11 protein-coding genes are annotated in these 17,219 nt (G+C 62.4%); 2 read left to right on the top strand and 9 right to left on the bottom strand.

The features are described from left to right. Positions 1–89: 89 nt before the first annotated feature. The 4 genes from ASD95_RS24295 to ASD95_RS24280 all read right to left on the bottom strand — a co-directional run bounded on the left by ASD95_RS24295 (position 90) and on the right by ASD95_RS24280 (position 8,088). Positions 90–2,378 (bottom strand): cytochrome c3 family protein, encoded by a 2,289-nt coding sequence (locus ASD95_RS24295; protein ID WP_056722395.1) that lies wholly within the window; start codon positions 2,376–2,378, stop codon positions 90–92. 186 nt (positions 2,379–2,564) lie between these two features. Beyond that, positions 2,565–4,844 (bottom strand): arylsulfatase, encoded by a 2,280-nt coding sequence (locus ASD95_RS24290; protein ID WP_056722392.1) that lies wholly within the window; start codon positions 4,842–4,844, stop codon positions 2,565–2,567. A 263-nt stretch (positions 4,845–5,107) separates the two neighbouring features. Further along, on the bottom strand, positions 5,108–6,487 hold the full coding sequence (locus tag ASD95_RS24285) for a DUF1329 domain-containing protein (RefSeq protein ID WP_056722390.1): 1,380 nt from the start codon (positions 6,485–6,487) through the stop codon (positions 5,108–5,110). 23 nt (positions 6,488–6,510) lie between these two features. Next, positions 6,511–8,088: a DUF1302 domain-containing protein gene (locus tag ASD95_RS24280; RefSeq protein ID WP_056722389.1), complete on the bottom strand. Its 1,578-nt coding sequence runs from the start codon at positions 8,086–8,088 to the stop codon at positions 6,511–6,513. A gap of 266 nt (positions 8,089–8,354) precedes the next feature. Here ASD95_RS24280 and ASD95_RS24275 point away from each other — a divergent pair, with 266 nt between their 5' ends. Then, positions 8,355–10,097 carry an FAD-binding protein gene (locus tag ASD95_RS24275; protein WP_056722386.1) on the top strand — a complete coding sequence of 581 codons (1,743 nt, stop codon included), beginning with the start codon at positions 8,355–8,357 and terminating at the stop codon, positions 10,095–10,097. Then, positions 10,094–10,972 carry an SDR family NAD(P)-dependent oxidoreductase gene (locus ASD95_RS24270; RefSeq protein ID WP_056722385.1) on the top strand — a complete coding sequence of 293 codons (879 nt, stop codon included), beginning with the start codon at positions 10,094–10,096 and terminating at the stop codon, positions 10,970–10,972. Before ASD95_RS24275 ends, ASD95_RS24270 begins: the two co-directional genes overlap by 4 nt. Before the next feature lie 97 nt (positions 10,973–11,069). Here ASD95_RS24270 and ASD95_RS24265 read toward each other — a convergent pair whose 3' ends face one another. From ASD95_RS24265 to ASD95_RS24245, 5 genes are all read right to left on the bottom strand, one after another. Beyond that, positions 11,070–12,650 carry a FadD3 family acyl-CoA ligase gene (locus ASD95_RS24265; RefSeq protein WP_056722382.1) on the bottom strand — a complete coding sequence of 527 codons (1,581 nt, stop codon included), beginning with the start codon at positions 12,648–12,650 and terminating at the stop codon, positions 11,070–11,072. Between the two features lie 72 nt (positions 12,651–12,722). Then, positions 12,723–13,469, bottom strand: coding sequence for an SDR family NAD(P)-dependent oxidoreductase (locus tag ASD95_RS24260; RefSeq protein WP_056722380.1), 747 nt, complete (start codon positions 13,467–13,469; stop codon positions 12,723–12,725). A 231-nt stretch (positions 13,470–13,700) separates the two neighbouring features. After that, complete coding sequence (locus ASD95_RS24255) at positions 13,701–14,783, bottom strand: ferredoxin--NADP reductase (RefSeq protein ID WP_056722379.1); 1,083 nt, start codon at positions 14,781–14,783, stop codon at positions 13,701–13,703. A 13-nt stretch (positions 14,784–14,796) separates the two neighbouring features. Beyond that, the gene (locus tag ASD95_RS24250; protein ID WP_056722377.1) at positions 14,797–15,552 is read right to left on the bottom strand and encodes a glucose 1-dehydrogenase; all 756 of its coding nucleotides are present in this window, start codon (positions 15,550–15,552) and stop codon (positions 14,797–14,799) included. Then, on the bottom strand, positions 15,540–17,219 hold the full coding sequence (locus ASD95_RS24245; RefSeq protein ID WP_056722375.1) for an FAD-binding protein: 1,680 nt from the start codon (positions 17,217–17,219) through the stop codon (positions 15,540–15,542). The genes ASD95_RS24250 and ASD95_RS24245 overlap by 13 nt, the downstream gene beginning before the upstream one ends.

Raw genomic sequence — 17,219 nt, 5'->3', positions numbered from 1 at the left:
ACTAAGCGATATCGGGTTGCTCCTCGATTCCACCCTGCGACCCTGGCATTCCGGGCAGGGCTTGCACCACCTACGGGTGCAACGCCAGGCTAATGCAAGCCCATCTGTCGCTTGAGCTGCGCCAGGCGCGGATCGCCAGGCGCGGCCTGCTCCAGGCGCCGGAGGTACTGCACCGCCTGTTCGCGCTGGCCGCCCGTACCGTGCTGATAAATCAGCGCGTAAAGCAGATCGGGATCTTGCGGGGATTGCGCCAGACCGGCTTCCAGCGCCGTGCGCGCAGCATCGCGGCGCCGCATTTGTAGCAGGAGCAGCCCCTGGTTGTAGCGAATCCGCGAGTTGTCGGGCAAGGCGATAGCGGCCTGCTCCATCCACTGCAAACCTTCCTCGGCCTTACCGCGCTCGACCAGCAACAGCGCCAGCATGTACGCCAGGTTGCCCCGATCGCTCGCTGGCATCTCGTTGAGTGCCACGCCCTCGCGCAGGACCTGCTCGGCTTCGTCCTGGCGCAAGACGCCGTTTGCCAGCGTCACCAGGTTGATCCGCGCCGGCGAGAAATAGGGATCAAGTTTGAGCGCCTGGCGGTACTGCTCCAGCGCTTCCAACTGCAGAGCCTTGCGCTCCAGCAGCACGGCCAGATTGAGGCGGCTGCCGGGCAGGTCGGCATTACCGCGCAGGCGCCGCTCGTAGTCGTCGAGGGCCGCGGTGAAGCCTTCGCGCCGCTCTTTGGGCAGGGCAATCAGGGGAATACCCGCCAGCGCACGCAGTGCCTCGTCGCGCACCGCGCGTTGCGGGTCGTCCAGCAACGGCAGCAGACGCTTGACCCGCTCCACTGGCGCCAGCTCGGTAAAGGCAGGAATCGCGTAGGCACGCACCAGCGGACTCTGGTCTTTGAGCGCCTGAGTCAAGCTCGGCAAGGCCGGCTCGCCCAGCGCCGCCAGTTGTTCGGCAGCGGTAGCGCGGACGATCGCCGGCTTGCCCAAGTCGCCAATCACTGCCGCCAGTTGCGGCAACGCATCGGCGCTACCCTGGCGGGCGCCATGCAGCGTTTCGCCGTAGTGCGGCGGCCGCTGTGGCTTGCCGAACCAGCCTTCGATGGACTTGGCCGCCCACGCCGGCTCCTTGTCCTTATGGCATGCAGTGCAGGCATCCGGGCTGCCGGTCCTGGCGGCCAGATCCGGGCGCGGCAGGCGCAGGCTATGGTCGCGACGCGGGTCAACGACCATGTAGGTCTGCTCCGGCATATGACAATTGACGCACTGCGCGCCGGCAGAGCCCGCCGCGTGGTGATGATGCTCGGGACTGTCGTAGTTCTTCGCCTGCAAGCTGGGGAAACGCGCAGGTGGCGCCTGGGTGTGACACTGCTGACAGAGGTCGTTGCCTTCGATCTTGACCTTGGCGGTGTGCGGATCGTGGCAATCTGTACAGGTCACCCCTGCGGCGTACATTTTGCTCTGGGCGAAAGAGCCATAGACGTACACCTCGCCCTGGATCTGCCCATCGGCATGGTAGAGATCGGGCCGTAGAGTGGCTGGCAACGCCGCATCAAGCAGCGGCTTACCCGGCTGCTGGCCGATGCCCAGGCTCTGCCGGCGACTGTGACAGTAGGCGCATTGCTCCATCAGACCCTGGCTGCCGAGCGCCTTGAAATCCACCGGCAGGCCCACATCCCTGGCTTCGCTCTCGGGTTTGTCCTTGGCTTTTTCGGCCCATTCGACGTGTTTCTGTGCCGGGCCGTGGCACCCCTGGCAGCCGACGTTTGGCTCGTGCCAAGTGGTGGAGAAGCTGTCGGTTTTATCGTCGTAATTCTTCAGCAGGTTGCTCGAATGGCAATCCGCGCACATTGCATTCCAATTCTGGTAGCGCCCGGTCCAGTGCAATGGGTCATTCGGCGCAAAACGCTGACCAGGGTAAAGCGAGAACCAGCGCTGTCCACCTTCGGCCTTCGGTCGTGTATCCCAGGCAATGGTCAGGCTCTGCAGGCGGCCACCGGGAAACTCCACCAGGTACTGCTGCAGCGGTTTGTAGCCAAAGGTGTAGCGAATAAGGAAGTCCGCCGGTTTGCCATCCGCGCCTTCGATGTTGACGAAGAACTTCTCGCCGCGGCGGAAAAACTTCGCCTGCACACCGCCATCCTTGAACCGCGCATCCTTGAAATTGCCCAGCATATTGGCTGGAGTCGCCTCACGCATCGCCCAGTCGTGATCGGAATTTTTCCAGTCCCTGGCCTGCTTGGCATGACAACCGAGGCAACTGGCGGCGTCGGCATAGCCGGCGGGGTCTTTCGCCAAGTGCGGCGATGCGGCCTCCTGTGCATGCACCGGGAGGTTGAGCAGCAGCAAGGAGCACAGCCCCAGGAACAGGTTCTTGGCGGTCGACAAGCAATGATCCTCGAATTTAAGGCTTAATTTTATTTGGCATTTTATTCGCTGACCGGGCCTGTCGAAACTCGACGGCAGCAGCACCGAGATCGACCCGGGCATAATCCCACGCCTCAACAAGCCTGGGTCGGGAAGAGCGCGCACAGCATGAGTCGACGAGGCTAATGCCCTGAACTCCCTTGCGACCTACCGCAGTTCGATTGATACCTCCTCGATCCGACCTCCTGTAAAGGTATAGCCGGGCGCGGATTCCTCGGGATAGTCACCTGCGCAGGAGCCGTGGTCGATCCCGACGTCAAAGGTTTCTTCGATCGTGAAGAAAGCCGGCGGGCTTGCGGGTAAATGGTCCTTGCCGATCAATACGCCATCGACCAGCAATTGGATCGCTGCGCCCTTGGCATAACCTCCGCCGTCGTAGTCGAAATCGAAACGAAGTTCGTGACGGCCAGGTTTGAGTGGCTCGGCCCCGCGGAACGTCACCGTCTTCAGATCGAAAAGGCGGTAAGTGAACATCGGATGCTGTTCGGCGTCGAGATAGAGCGACCATCCGGCACTGTTGCCGCCCACCGTCGCAACCACTCCGTGCGCTTGCGCGCCGACGTCGACGATTCCAGTCACACTCCATGAACGGTTGTATGTCTTGGGCAGCGCCGATTCAGGGATGCCGACGGCACCTTCGTGGAAAGTCATGCGAGTGCGACCTTCGTGGAGCGCGGGAAGTCCTTTGGAGCCCGACATGGCGAGGTCGGCGAGCGGAAGCACCTGGTTACGCCCTGCCTCCTGCATGAACAGATCCTTCAACGCAGCGAGTCGTGCCGGCTCTTGCTGTGCCAGATCATTGCCTTGCGAATAGTCTTTTTTCAGGTCGTACAGCTCCCATTGATCTTCCTCGAACTTCTTCGTTGTGAAACCACTGATGGTTGACCAGGGGAGCCTGCGATGAAACGCCGATGCGATCCAGCCGTCATGGTAGATTGCGCGGTTCCCGAAGACCTCGAAGTACTGAGTGGTGTGGCGCTCGGGCGCTTTCGCGTCAGCAAAGCTGTAGATCAAGCTCGTCCCATCCATGGGCTTCTGCGCGATGCCATTGACCGTGGTTGGCTCTTTGATATGCGCCGCGTTCAGGATGGTCGGCACAATATCGTTGACGTGGCTGAACTGGCTGCGCAATCCGCCGCGATCCATGATTCCCTTCGGCCATGTGATCACCATCGGGTTGCGCGTGCCGCCGAGATGCGATGCAACGGTCTTCGTCCATTGGAACGGTGTGTCCATCGCCCACGCCCAGCCAGCCGGATAGTGCGCGTGCGTGCCAGGTCCGCCGAGTTTATCCAGCTGCGCGAGTTTGCTCGTGTCGCTTTCCGGCAATCCTTGTATGGGGCCGAAATAGTTCGCGCTGCCGAGCAAACCACCTTCGGTGCTCGCTCCATTGTCGCCGACGATGTAGATGAACATCGTGTTGTCGAACTGGCCATTGGCCTTGAGTGTATCGATCAACTTGCCGACCTGGACGTCGGTATGTTCCAGGAAGCCGGCGTAAACCTCCATCAATCGCGAAGCGATGCGCTTCTGATCCGGTGTCAGCGTGTCCCATGCTGGCATCCGTGGGTCTCGTGACGTGAGTACGGTGTCAGCCGGGATGATGCCAAGCTTTTTCTGCCGGGCGAAGGTCTCCTCGCGCAGCTTGTCCCACCCCTGGTCAAACTGGCCACGATACTTTTCGATCCACTCCTTCGGTGCCTGCAGCGGAGCATGGGTCGCGCCCGGCGCGAAGTACAGGAACACCGGCTTGTTCGGCGTGACCGAGTGCTGTACGCGCAACCATTCGATCGCGTGGTTGGCGAGATCTTCGGTCAGGTGATAGTTGCTGCCTGGCGGCCGCATGATCGGCGTCGTACCGTCGTAAAGCGACGGATCATATTGATCGGTTTCTCCGCCCATGAAGCCGTAGAAACGTTCGAAACCCTCACCAGTCGGCCATCGGTCGAAGGGGCCGCTCGGCGAAACTTCCCAGTCGGGCGTCTGATGCCATTTGCCAAAGGCGGCAGTGTTGTAGCCATTCTGGCGCAGGATTTCCGCTATGGTCGCAGTATCCTTGGTGTGGAAGCCGCTGTAACCCGGGCGATCGTCAGGCACGTTCTCTACCGTGCCGATCCCGACCGCATGCGGGTTGCGACCGGTCAGTAGTGACGCGCGCGTCGGTGAGCAAATCGAGGTGGTATGAAAACTGTTGTAACGCAGCCCTTCATGCGCCAGTGTGTCGAGCACCGGTGTCTGGCCGGGCCCGCCAAAAGTTGACGATGCGCCGAAGCCAACATCGTCGAGCATCACGATCACCACATTGGGCGCACCTTTTGGTGCACTTACCTGGTACTCGGGGTGAGGCACAGGTGGGGTTTCCTGTGCGCGAATGGACGCTGCGAAGAGCCCGAGACACAGGACGAGCCATTGACGGTAACAACGCATCGAGTATCTCCAGAATTTTTCTTGTTATAAGAACGAGCGCCGTCGCACTACGCCTTGTCTGATCAGGGCTTGAACCGCCCAGGGTCTCCCGCGCCTCACCAGGCGTCGTCATTCTGCCATCAGTTACCGTGATCACGGAATTCTTGCCACAGCTGATAGGCATCGGTTTTGCTGTTCTGCCGTCGGGGTTGGTGGCGCGACCAGTTTGGCACGCACGATGCCGTCGCCGCCCCGGCTGAACGCGTCGGCCGGGGCGGCGAGGTTTAGCGGGTGCCGAGCTTGCGCAGGTTGCCGGGGGTGAATTCTTCGTCGACGAAATTGCTGGCATTGAGCTTGGCAGGCTTTTGATCGACCAGCATGCGGTCAACCAGGTAGGAGCCTGCGATCAGGTCGTGGTAGATGCCCAGACGGGAGTGGAAACGCTCGATGTGATAGGCGTAGATCGAGGTTTGCATGTTTGTGCGCCACAGTTGTCCACGGCTGTCGTAGTTGTCTGCCAGGGCGGCCTGCCAGCTATCCTCGTCCAGATAGAGCACACGCTTGGCATAGAGATGCCGTGCGTTTGGCTTGAGCGTGGCCTGCACGATCCACACGCGGTGTTTCTCGTAGCGCATGATATCCGGGTTGATGTGACCGGTGGTGGACAGGATCTGTTCGATGTTTACGTCAGGTTGGTCGATCTTGTAGTTGTTGTACGGAATGTAGATCTCTTTTTTACCGACGATGGACCAGTTGTAGCGATCCGGGGCGCCGTTGAACAAGCGATCTTCATCATAGACCCGGAAGCCGCCCGCACCGCTAGGTGAGTCGTAGCCGACGGTCGGCGCGCGGCGCACGCGGCGTTGACCCGGGGAGTATTGCCAGGCTTGCCGTGGTTCGGCGGTGGCATTGATGAACTCGTGACCGACGACGATCTCACCCTTCTTGCGCACGGGTTCCAAGGTGGTGAGCAAAAAGTGCGTGAGGATGCCACCGGATGTGTCCAGGGTCTTTTTGGGGTCGGCCCACACCGAAAAGATCTTGTAGTCGACCTTCTCCGTCACCCGATTTTTGTCGGGATAGATCACTGCCTGTTGGTAGACGGCCTCTTCGGTGAAGGACCGCCCTGACATGGTGTGGTTGAGGATCAGTTCGTTGCCGTTCTTCGGAATCGGGAAAGGCGAGGCACCGAAGGCATTGCTGGTGTCGTTGCCGTCGTTGGAGAGCTCCGCGTTCAGGGCGTTTTTCTTGATGTCGTCTTCGGTGAGCTGATCGACACGGAAGTCGCGATGGCTCGGGTACACCGGCATCTTGAAAGAGTCCGGGTAGCGCTTGAACAAAGCTTTCTGGCCGTCGGTCAGGTTGGCGGCGTACTGGTCCATGTTCTGCGCGGTGATGGTGAACAAGGGTTTTTCAGACGCATAGGGGTCCGGGTACGGCGTGCCTGCACCACCGAACGTGAGACCCGGTGGCAGACCGCGCCATTTGCCGGTCCAGGCCGGGATGCTGCCGTCGGCGTTGCCGGCCTTTTCGGCGCCCATCGGGGTCAGGTCCTGGCCAAGGCGGGCGGCTTCCTCGGGGCTGACCTTGGCGTAAGCCAGGCCACTGCCGAGCAGACCGACGGTCAATGCCGTGCTCAATAAGGTTTGGGTGAATCTGGACATGCTGTGCTCCTCCGACAGGGGAATCAGAACCGGTACTTGAAGTTGAGCGCGACGTTGTCGCGGTCGGCCAACGGGCTGTTGTTGGCGTTGCCGAGGTAGGCGTTGTAGCGGGCCTCGACGGTGAAGTTGCCGAGGTAGCGCCACGAACTGCCGATGCTGGCGCGGTTATCGTTCTGGCCGGCGTTGATCGAGCCGACCATCGAGCTGTCGCCGTGGGCGGCGGCGCTGAAGGTGACAGGCACCGTCATGTCCCATCCGCTGAACACGTTGTTGTAGTCAAAGTTCGCTTGTACCGTGTAGCCCCAGGCATCGCGGTCATAGACCAGGCTGTCGGTTCCCGGCAGCGCGAAGCCAGGGGCCAGGGTCACTGGCTGCGACTTGTCGTTGCTGACCACGGTGTTGTAGACCACCTCGCCGGTCAGGCTGGTGTTGTCGGCGAAGGACGTCGGGCCAAGCACGTAGATCATCGACGTTTGCGCTTGTATTGTCTTGCCGCGCACGGGGCTGGAGAAACCGTTGTTGACCATCACCGGCGTACCGTCGCGGTAGCTGACTTCACCGGCCCAACTGACGTCGCCCAGCACGGTGGCGAAGCTCGCGCCGAACAGGTCGATGTTGTCGAAGTAGCGCACCTGATAGCGGCCCAGGGTCGATGCGAAGTCCAGTGATGGGGTCTTGTCGTGATAACGCGAGTAGTAGATGCCGAACTCGGTGTTTTTCAGCGACTCGGCGGCGTAGGTGAAGGCCAGACCGTACTGGCCACTGTCGCTCGGTTTGTCGTCCTTCAGACGGGTGACAAAACCGGAGGCGTCGTTGAAGCCGCCCTCGTCGATGAAGTCGGTGGTGGAGAAGTAGCTACCCACGCCGAACAGCTCGGTCTTTTCCCACTTGTATTGGTAGTAGGCCTGGATACCCAGGCTTTCGGTCAGGGCGAACTGGGTGAACAGTTGGCCGACCGGCAGCAGGATTTCCTTGACCTCGACGCCCGGGGTGGTCGCCTTGGTCGCGTCCACCGGGCTCTGGGCCGCGGAAATGCCCGGATAGAACAGGCTCTCACCCCAGCTCACCACCTGGTTACCCAGGCGCGCGTTGAAGGCATGGCCGCTCAGGTCCCATGTGCCATAGGCGTAGTAATCGAGCATGCGCAGTTCATTGCGGTGCTGGTCGATGGTGTCCTGGGAGAAGCGGTCAGGCTTGCTGCAATGGCCGCCGGCGAAGCAGTTGGAAGTGCCGGTGGTGTTGTCGTTGTCCTGATCGTAGACGTTGTCGTAGAAGCCCGTCGCCCGCACGAACACGCCGTAGTCGTCTTGCCACTTGATGTTGGCTTCGGTGAGAAAGCCGCTGCGGTTGTTGATCAGGCTGCCTTTGTCGAACGCGTTATCGCCATCGTTGCCGTTAGCGTTCGCGGTCAGTTTGTGATCGCGAGCCTCGGTCCGCCAGGCGAGGCTGTACGTCAGTGTAGTGTCCCAGTCGATGCTCAAGTCTTCGCTTGGCTGAAAGCTCATGGCGTTAACGTGAGCGCTAAGTCCGCCAGCCAGCATCAATAGAACAAGCTGTGTGCGAGTGTGCTGTGTTGGTGGGGCGATTATTGTTTTTATCATGTCGTCCTCATGGCCCAGGTCAGACCTGCCCGACCTGCATTTCAGGGGGGTGATTGGTGCTGTGGGCGACTATGGAGTCACCAATTGCGCGCAACATCGTCCAAGCGGACTAAGCGATTTGTACGGGGTGGCAGCAGGCCTGGCCTTAGTCTTATCGGACGATGAACACCCGGCGCGCGCGGCGAACAATCCCGAGACCGACTGCACCGGGCGAAGATCCGGCGGTGGCGGTTTCTGCCTGATGGGCGCTGAACAAGGGTGATCGCATGAACGCTGCCGGGATCAAATGGGACGAGTGCTGTGATGTGTTGGTGATTGGCTCTGGGGCCGGAGGCATGACCGCTGCGCTGCGCGCCCACGACCTGGGCCTCAATGCGCTGCTGATCGAAAAGAGCGGCGAGTACGGCGGCACCTCGGCGGTGTCCGGCGGCGGCATCTGGATCCCCAACAATCACCGGATCAATGCGATCGGCGGCAGTGATTCGGCGGCCGAAGCGATTGCCTACATCCGCGCGGTGACCCATGGCGAGATCGACGACGGGCGCATCGAAGCCTATGTCGAGCATGGCCGGGAGATGGTCGAGTACCTGGAACAACACACCCGCGTGCGCTTCGAGGCGCAACCGCGCTATGCCGATTACTACCCGGAAGTCGAGGGCGGAAAACCGGGCTATCGCTCGATGGATCCACAACCGTTCGATGCCGCCGAACTCGGAGAAGAATTCTTGCGCATGCGCGCACCGTCCCCTGGCACCCTGATGATGGGGCGCATGGCGATGACCATGAAAGAGGCGCAAGTGCTGCTGTGCCGTGGCCCCGGCTGGTTGCGCCTGACCCTGCGGGTGATGTGGCGTTATTGGAAGGACCGCGAAGGCCGGCGCTTGTCCCGCCGCGATCGTTTCCTGACCTTGGGCAATGCCTTGATCGGTGCCTTGCGCTGTTCGTTGCAGGATCGCGGCAAGTCGCTGTGGCTCAACTGTGCGCTGGAAGAGTTGCTGCTGGTCGGTGACCGGGTTGGTGGGGCGCGGGTCAATCGCAACGGTCAGTTGCTCAACGTCAAGGCACGCTATGGGGTGATCATCGCCGCCGGTGGTTTCGAGCGGAACCAGGCGATGCGCGAGCAGTACCTGCCGCAGCCGTCCCGGGCGAACTGGAGTGCCACGCCGCCCAACAATACCGGCGACGGCATCCGCGCCGGCCAGGCCCTTGGTGCGCGGACCGCGTTGATGGAGCACAGCTGGTGGGCGCCGACCACCTACGTCAAGGGTGAAGAAAAACAGCGTGCGCTGTTCGTTGAACGCACTCTTCCGGGGTGCGTGATGGTCAACGCGGCGGGGGAGCGTTTCGTCAACGAAGCCGCGCCCTATACCGATATCGTTTACGCGATGTACGCCAACAACCGCGAAGGCGCCGCGAGCGTGCCGTGCTGGATGGTGTTCGACGCCGAGTTCCGCCGCAAATACCCGTGTGGCGCCTTGTTGCCGGGCTATGCCCAGCGCGATTGGCAGTTGCCCGAGCATTTGCGTGATTACTTCCACAAGGCGTCGAGCCTGGAAGAACTGGCGACGAAAATCGGCGTCGACGCTGGGGGGCTGATGCGCACCGTGCAGCGTTTCAACGGCATGGCCGTGCAGGGCGTCGACGAGGATTTCCACAAGGGCGAATCGCTGTTCGACCGCTACTACGGCGACCCGAACGTGCAACCCAATCCGTGCCTGGCGCCGTTGCTCAAAGAGCCGTTCTACGCCGTGCGCATCGACGCCGGCGACATCGGTACCAAGGGTGGCCTGCTGACCGATGTGCACGCCCGCGTGTTGCATGAAGACGGCGAACCGATCAACGGCCTGTACGCCATCGGCAACAGCGCAGCCTCGATGATGGGCCGCACCTATCCGGGTGCCGGTTCGACCATCGGCCCGGCCATGACCTTCGGTTACCTGGCCGCCAATCACATCAAGCGCCAGAGCGAAACCGCTTCGGCGAAAACCTTGTTCGGGAGTGTCGAATGAACAACCAGCATCCACGGATCGCCGTAGTGACCGGTGCCAGTCGCGGAGTCGGGCAGGGCATTGCCCTGGCCCTCGGGGCGGCGGGCATGACGGTGTATGTCACCGGTCGTGCCCCGGCGCAGGGCGGATCGAATTTGTACGGGCATGCCTTGCGCGGTTCGCTTGCGGACACCGCCGCGGCGATCACCGCCGCCGGTGGGCGCGGTATCGCGGTGGTCTGTGATCACGCCGATGACGCGCAGGTTCAGGCGCTGTTTAGCCGCGTGGAAAATGAGTGCGGACATCTGGATTTGCTGGTGAACAACGCCGCGTTCATCCATGACCGGTTGATCGAGCCGGGGCCGTTCTGGGCCAAGCCGCTGGACCTGGTGCGCATTCTCGACGTCGGTCTGCGTTCGGCCTACATCGCCAGTTTCTACGCCGCGCCGTTGTTGCTGAAAAGTGCCCAGGGGCTGATCTGCTTTACCTCGTCATTCGGCGCCGGCTGCTACATGCATGGCCCGGCGTACGGCGCGCAAAAGGCCGGGGTCGACAAGCTGGCAGCGGACATGGCCATCGATTTTGAGGGGCAGGGCGTGGCGGCGTTGTCGCTGTGGCTCGGCCCGCAACTGACCGAACGCACGAAGATTGCCGGCGAGCAGCATGGAGAGCAGTACCAGGCATTCCTGGCCCACGCCGAAACCCCGCAATTCAACGGGCGGGTGATTCATGCCTTGCTCAATGATCCGCAATTGATGGCGTTGTCCGGGCAGACCCTGATCACCGCCGAAATCGCCCCTGGCTACGGCATCAGCGAAGCCGAAGGCCGCCAGCCACCATCCCATCGCGCCATGCTCGGCGACCCGCGCCAGCAGCATCCAGCGCGGGTGGTCTGAAACAAGCAAAAGATCGCAGCCTTCGGCAGCTCCTACAGGGATCGGTGTACACCAGTAGGAGCTGCCGAAGGCTGCGATCTTTTTTGAGGCCCCGGTCTTAATTGACTGGCTGAAGTGCCCACTCGCGCAACACATTCTTGGTCACTTTGCCCGCCGCATTGATCGGCATGCTCTGCAGCACTTGCACCCGGCGCGGCACCTTGTAGTTGGCCATCTGCTCACGGCACCAGGCGAGGAACCGCACCTGTTCGATTTCCATCCCGGGAGCAGGCAGCAGGAACGCCATCGCCACTTCACCCATGCGCTCGTCAGGAATACCGATCACCGCTGCCTGGGCCACGCCCGGATAGGTCAGCAGGCACTGTTCGATCTCCGCCGGGTACACATTGAAGCCGCCGGTGATGAACATGTCCTTGAGGCGGTCGGTGATGCGCAGGTAACCCTGTTCGTCGAGCATGCCGATGTCACCGGTGTGCAGCCAGCCGTCGGCGTCGAGAATCTCCTGGCTGGCTTCGGGGTTGTTCAGATAACCCTGCATCAGGTTGTAGCCGCGAATCTGCACTTCACCGGGAATGTTCGCCGGCTGGCTGCGACCGTTGTTGCCGACACAGCGTACTTCTACCCCCGGCATCGCCCGGCCACTGGTGTTGGCGACCCGTTCCGCGGAGTCGCCGGCGCGACAGATCGTGGCGAAACCGCAGACTTCCGTCAGGCCATAGGCGGTGACGATGGTCGCGAAGCCCAGTTCGTCGCGCATGCGGTGGATCATCTCCACGGGGATCGCCGCTGCCCCGGTTACCGCCACGCGCAAGGAACTCAGGTCGAAGGCACTGCGTTGCGGATGGGCCAGCAACGATTGATACAACGTCGGCGGCCCGGGCAACACGGTGATGCGTTCGCGCTGCACGCATTCGAGCACGGCCTGCACGTCGAACACTTGCTGCGGCAGGAGGGTGCAGCCACGCATCAAGGCGGCCAGCCAACCGGCCTTGTAGCCGAAGGAGTGGAAGAACGGATTGACGATCAAGTAGCGATCGCTCTCGCGCAAGCCGACGATATCGCTCCAGTCGCGCACGATGCGCAGGTTCTGGCCGTGGCTGGTCATTACGCCTTTGGGTTTGCCGGTGGTGCCTGAGGTGAACAGCACGTCGGACAAGGCCTGTGGGCCAACGCTCTGTTCGCGGGTGCGCAGGGCCAGGTGTGGCACGTCGGCCGCCAGATCCATAAACCGTTCCCAAGCCAGGGTGCCCGGATTGGCACTGCGCAGGCTGACAATGTGGCGCAGCTCAGGCAGGTCTTCCGACGCCAGCATGCCGGGGTAGTCCGCGCCAAGGAATTCGCCGATGGCAAACAGCACGCAGGTGCCGCTTTCGCGCAGGATGTAGCCGGCCTCACTACCCTTCATTCGGGTGTTGAGTGGCACCAGGGCGGCGCCGACACTTTGCAGGGCGCCGGCGGCGACGATCCATTCCCACACGTTGGGCGCCCAGATCGCCACGCGGTCCCCGACCTGTACGTCGAGGGCCAGCAGTGCGCGGGCAGCCTGGCGACGCAGTTGGTCCAGTTGTCGGTAGCTGATGACGTGGCCCGCGTCCTCGATGGCCGGGCGGTCGCCGTAGGCCTGGGCAGCGTTGGCGAACAGTTGAGCGATGGTCAGTGCGGTGGCGACAGGCGGCATGGGGCCTCCCCGGTTAGAAGACAGTTGCGAAAAAGGGAGTAGGCCGGGCAGGGCGCCCGGCCGGATAACGAATTACTGGGCGGGCGGGGCGAAACGGCGACCGGCGGAGAAACCACCGTCCACGGCGATCATCTGGCCGCTGACAAAGGACGCTTCGTCCGAGGCCAGGAACAGCGCGACGTTGGCCACTTCTTCCGGTTGCCCGGAGCGGCTGAGCATGTGTTGCGAAGCGAAAAACGCGTGGAACGCGTCATTGTCACGGACCATGCTGGTCATCGGCGTTTCGATCAGGCCCGGGCACAAACCGTTGACGCGAATGTTGGCGTAGCCGTAGTCGATGGCCATCGAGCGGGTCAGCTGGTTGATGCCGCCCTTGGACACGTTATAGGCGACGTTGCCGTCGCAGCCTTGCAGGCCGAATATCGATCCGACGTTGATGATCGAGCCATTGCGTTGTTCAACCATCGACGCCAGCGCGTATTTGCTGGTGAGCATGCTGCCGGTCAGGTTGATGTCCATCACCCGTTGCCAGGCGGCGGTGGTGGTCTGGGTCACGCTGCCCTGGTCGGCGACGCCGGCGGCGTTGACCAGTACGTCGATGCGCCCGAAGCGGCTGATGACTTCTTGCATGACCTGCTGCACCTGCGCTTCGTCGCGCACGTCCAGGGTCATGAACAGGCCGGGAAAGTCAGCCGGTGCGCTGCCGATGTCCAGTCCGATCACTTGCGCGCCTTCATCGGCGAAACGGCGCACACAGGCCAGACCGATCCCCGAAGCGCCGCCGGTGACCACCGCGACCTTTTTCTGCAAACGAGCCATAACTGCACCTCTTTTATTGTTGTGGGCTAATGCTTGGGCCGAGTCTAACCGCAGACCGGGCCGGACATGATCGTCCGTTGAGACTATGGCGACAGAGCGCCTCAATCGGCCTGATCGCAAATGAACGCACGTCCCCTGTAGGAGCTGCCGCAGGCTGCGATCTTTTGATCTTGCTTCTGAAAAATCAAAAGATCGCAGCCTGCGGCAGCTCCTACAGGGGCAGGTGTAGCCTCAATCCGGGAATTTCAGGCGTACCCGGGCACCGGTAGGTCGGCTCTGGCAGGCCAGTGTCCAGCCATCGGTCAGTTCCTTGGCGCTCAACACGTCGTTGCGCGCCAATTGGATTTCGCCTTCCTTGACCACGCACATGCACGCCCCGCAAAAACCCTCTTCACAGGACGACGGCACGTCCAGGCCCGCCGCCTTGCAACTTTGCAGCAGGGTGTCGCCGGGCTGGCAGGCAATCTCGTGTTGCTGGCCATCGAGTTCGACGATCAGCGCTTCGCACTGCGAATCCATGGCTGCAGCCCGTGCCACAGCTTCTTCGGCCAGCAGCTCGTCGGGGTCCGGTGGCGAGACGAAACGTTCGACATGGATCCGCTCGGCCGCTTCGCCCAGTGCCAGCAGCGTGCGCTCCACGGTGTCCATGAACGGTCCCGGCCCGCAGATGAAGTAGTCGCCACCGGCCGATCCGCGTAGCAGATGACGGACCTGATGGTCCGTCAGGAAACCCTGCACCGAATCGAGGACGTGCACCACGTGCAGTTGATCAGGATGCGCCTTGATCAACCGGCACAGCTCGTCCTTGAAAATCACCGACGCCTCATCGCGGTTGGCGTAGATCAACTTGATCGGCCGCCGGCTGCTGTGCAGCACCGATTTGAGAATGGAAAACACCGGGGTGATGCCCGAACCGCCCCCGAACAGGACCAGGGGCTTTTCGGTGTCAGCCTGGGGGTCCAGGCAGAACAACCCGGCCGGTGGCAGCACTTCCAGCCAGTCGCCGACCTGCACTTCGTTCATCCAGTTCGACACCCGGCCACCGTCGACCCGTTTCACCGTGACCTTGGGCAGCGCGTCCGCGAGGGGCGAGCTGGCCATGGAGTAGCAGCGGGTCAACAGTTTGCCGGCCAAGGGCACGCGAAAACTCAGGAACTGGCCCGGTTTGTAGCGAAAGCGCTCACGCAGGGTTGGCGGTACGTCCAGCACCAGCGAGCGCGCATCGGCGGTCTCGTCGATCACCGCGCACACTTGCAATGAGACGCATGCCGTCGTGTGTTCGGCCGGGGTCAGGTTCTGCTGTTGCGTGCCCATGTTCACCTCGGCCTCAGAGCCCGCTGATCAGTTGCGCATTGTCGACGCGGATCTCGGCACCGTTGACGAACCGTGACTCGTCGGCGGCGAGGAACAGCACCACGTTGGCAATGTCCCGCGGAGCGGCCATGCGGTTCATCGGGTCCTGGTCCAGCGCTTCCTGCGGGATTGGCTGACCACCGGCCAGGGCCTGGGTCATCGGCGTGTTCACGCCATCGGGGTGCACGCTGTTGCAGCGGATGCGGTAGCCCTGCTGCTTGCAGTGCAGGGCAATGGAACGGGTCATCGCCGCCACCGCGCCTTTAGACGCCGAGTAAGCGCAGAACATCGGCATTGCACCCAACGCGGCCACCGACGACATGTTGATGATCGAGCCGCCACCGGTTTCCTTCATCGCCTGGATGGCGTATTTGCAGCCGAGGAAGTAGCCTTCACCGTTGATCTTCTGCACCTTCTGCCACAGTTCCAGGGTGGTGTCTTCGATGCTGCCCAGGGCCAGGATCGCGGCGTTGTTGACCAGCACGTCGAGACGGCCGAAGTGTTCGACGGTGGTTTTAACGACGTGCTGCCAATCGCTTTCGCTGGCGATGTCGTGGCGGATGAACAGCGCATTGGCGCCGATTTCCGCGGCCACCTGGCGACCGGCTTCTTCGTTGAGGTCGGTCAGTACCACTTTGGCGCCTTCGCGGGCCAGCAGCAGGGCGTCTTCGCGACCGATGCCGCTGGCGGCGCCGGTGATGATGCAGACTTTGCCTTCTACACGTTGCATTGTTGTTCTCCTGATCGTGCGGTTTGAAGTGCGAATTGGTCGGCCACGTGGGCGGCAGCCCGGCGACCGGAATAAATACAGTCGGCCAGGGACAGGCCGGAGACGTACAGGTTGGACGCGACCCCGACCGCATTGCGGCCGGCGCTGTACAGGCCGTCTATTGGCTGGCCGGTGTGGTCCAGTACCCGACCGCTGTCCTCACAGACCTTCAGTCCGCCCAGGGTGATGACCGGGCAGGGGAAAAGTTTGCTGTCGAAGGACAGGTCGAGGGCGTACCACGGGCCTTGTTCGAGGTTGGCGAGCATCGCGGCGGATTTGCCGAACTCGTCGGCGACCTCACCCCGTGCCGCGCGGGAATAGCGTTCGACGCTCTGGCGCAGCAGTTCCGGCGGCAGGCTGCAGCGTTTGGCCAACCCGGCCAGACTGGTGCTGCGCTTGGCGTTGAACAACAGGTTGAGCAGCACTGGCAGGCGCTGGAAATTCCACACTTTGCCGGGGCCGACCTGACTGAGTGCTTCTCGAACCAGCGCCCGATTGAGAATCAGAATGGCGCGGCCGTCCTGTTCTTCGATCATGGCGTGGCCGAGGGTCGCGCCGTAGATTTCTTCGTTGGCGTAACGTTGCCCGCGAGCATTGACGATCAGTCCGCGAGCCCAGGCCAGTGGTGGATTGATGAAGCGCCAGGCGCTGACCTTTTCCATTCGCGCCACGCTACCACCGGCGCTTTGGCCCAGGGCGATGCCGCTGCCATTACACCCGGTGGCGCCTAGCGGCAGACCGGCCAGGTACTGCGGCGCGTGTTGGCGAACCAGATCGCGATTGAAGATAAAACCACCGCTGCTCAGCAACACCGCCTGTTCGGCGCGAATCAATTGGCGAATGGCGCTGGTCTGTTCGATGCGGCGCTGACGGGCGCGCAAGCGGTCGGCCAACGCCGGAGCGTACATATGAATGGCGGCGGCCCAGCGCGACAGACGGGCATGTTGTCTGGCGGCGCGGCTACCCGACGGCAACTGCCAGGCTTCGACACCGAGGACCTTGTCGTCGAGGTCGAGCACCAGTCGCCGCACTTCGCACTGGCTGCGCAGGCGCGCGCCGTGACGCAAGGCGCTGGCCTTGAGCGGGGCGAACAGGCTGGCGCCGGACATGCCCGGGCCTTTGGTGCGGTGGCCACGGGGCGCCGGCTTGGCGCTGGCGGCATAGGCCGGCACGGCTTCGTTGCCGGAGTAATAGAGGTAGTACTGGTCACTCGGGTACGAGGTTTTATGCGGCGGCACGCTGGCTTCGAACGCCGCGCCCTGTCGCTCCAGCCAGGCCAGTTGCTCGCGGCTGCCTTCGCAGAAACCCTTCAAGGTTTCGAGGCTGACGGCGTCGCCGACTTCCTTGCGCAGGTAGTTGAACATGGCTTCGCTGGTGTCTTCATAGCCAGCCTGACGCTGATACGGCGTGCCACCGCCGGCATAGACCACGCCACCGCTCAGCGCCGTTGCGCCGCCGCCTTCGAAGCGATCCAGTGCGAGTACCGACAAGCCGCGAGTGCTGGCTTCGATGGCGGCACAGGCGCCGGCACCGCCAAACCCGACGATCAGCAAGTCGCAACGGTCATCCCATGGCAACTGGTCGGCGCTGTTCACTCGCAACGCCGTCAACCGGTTCAGGCTGTCCAT

Origin of the sequence: Pseudomonas sp. Root71, assembly GCF_001429045.1 — a bacterium.
Taxonomy (GTDB): domain Bacteria; phylum Pseudomonadota; class Gammaproteobacteria; order Pseudomonadales; family Pseudomonadaceae; genus Aquipseudomonas; species Aquipseudomonas monachiensis.
The sequence above is the reverse complement of the archived record's forward strand: the minus strand, read 5'-3'. Positions and strand labels throughout refer to the sequence as shown.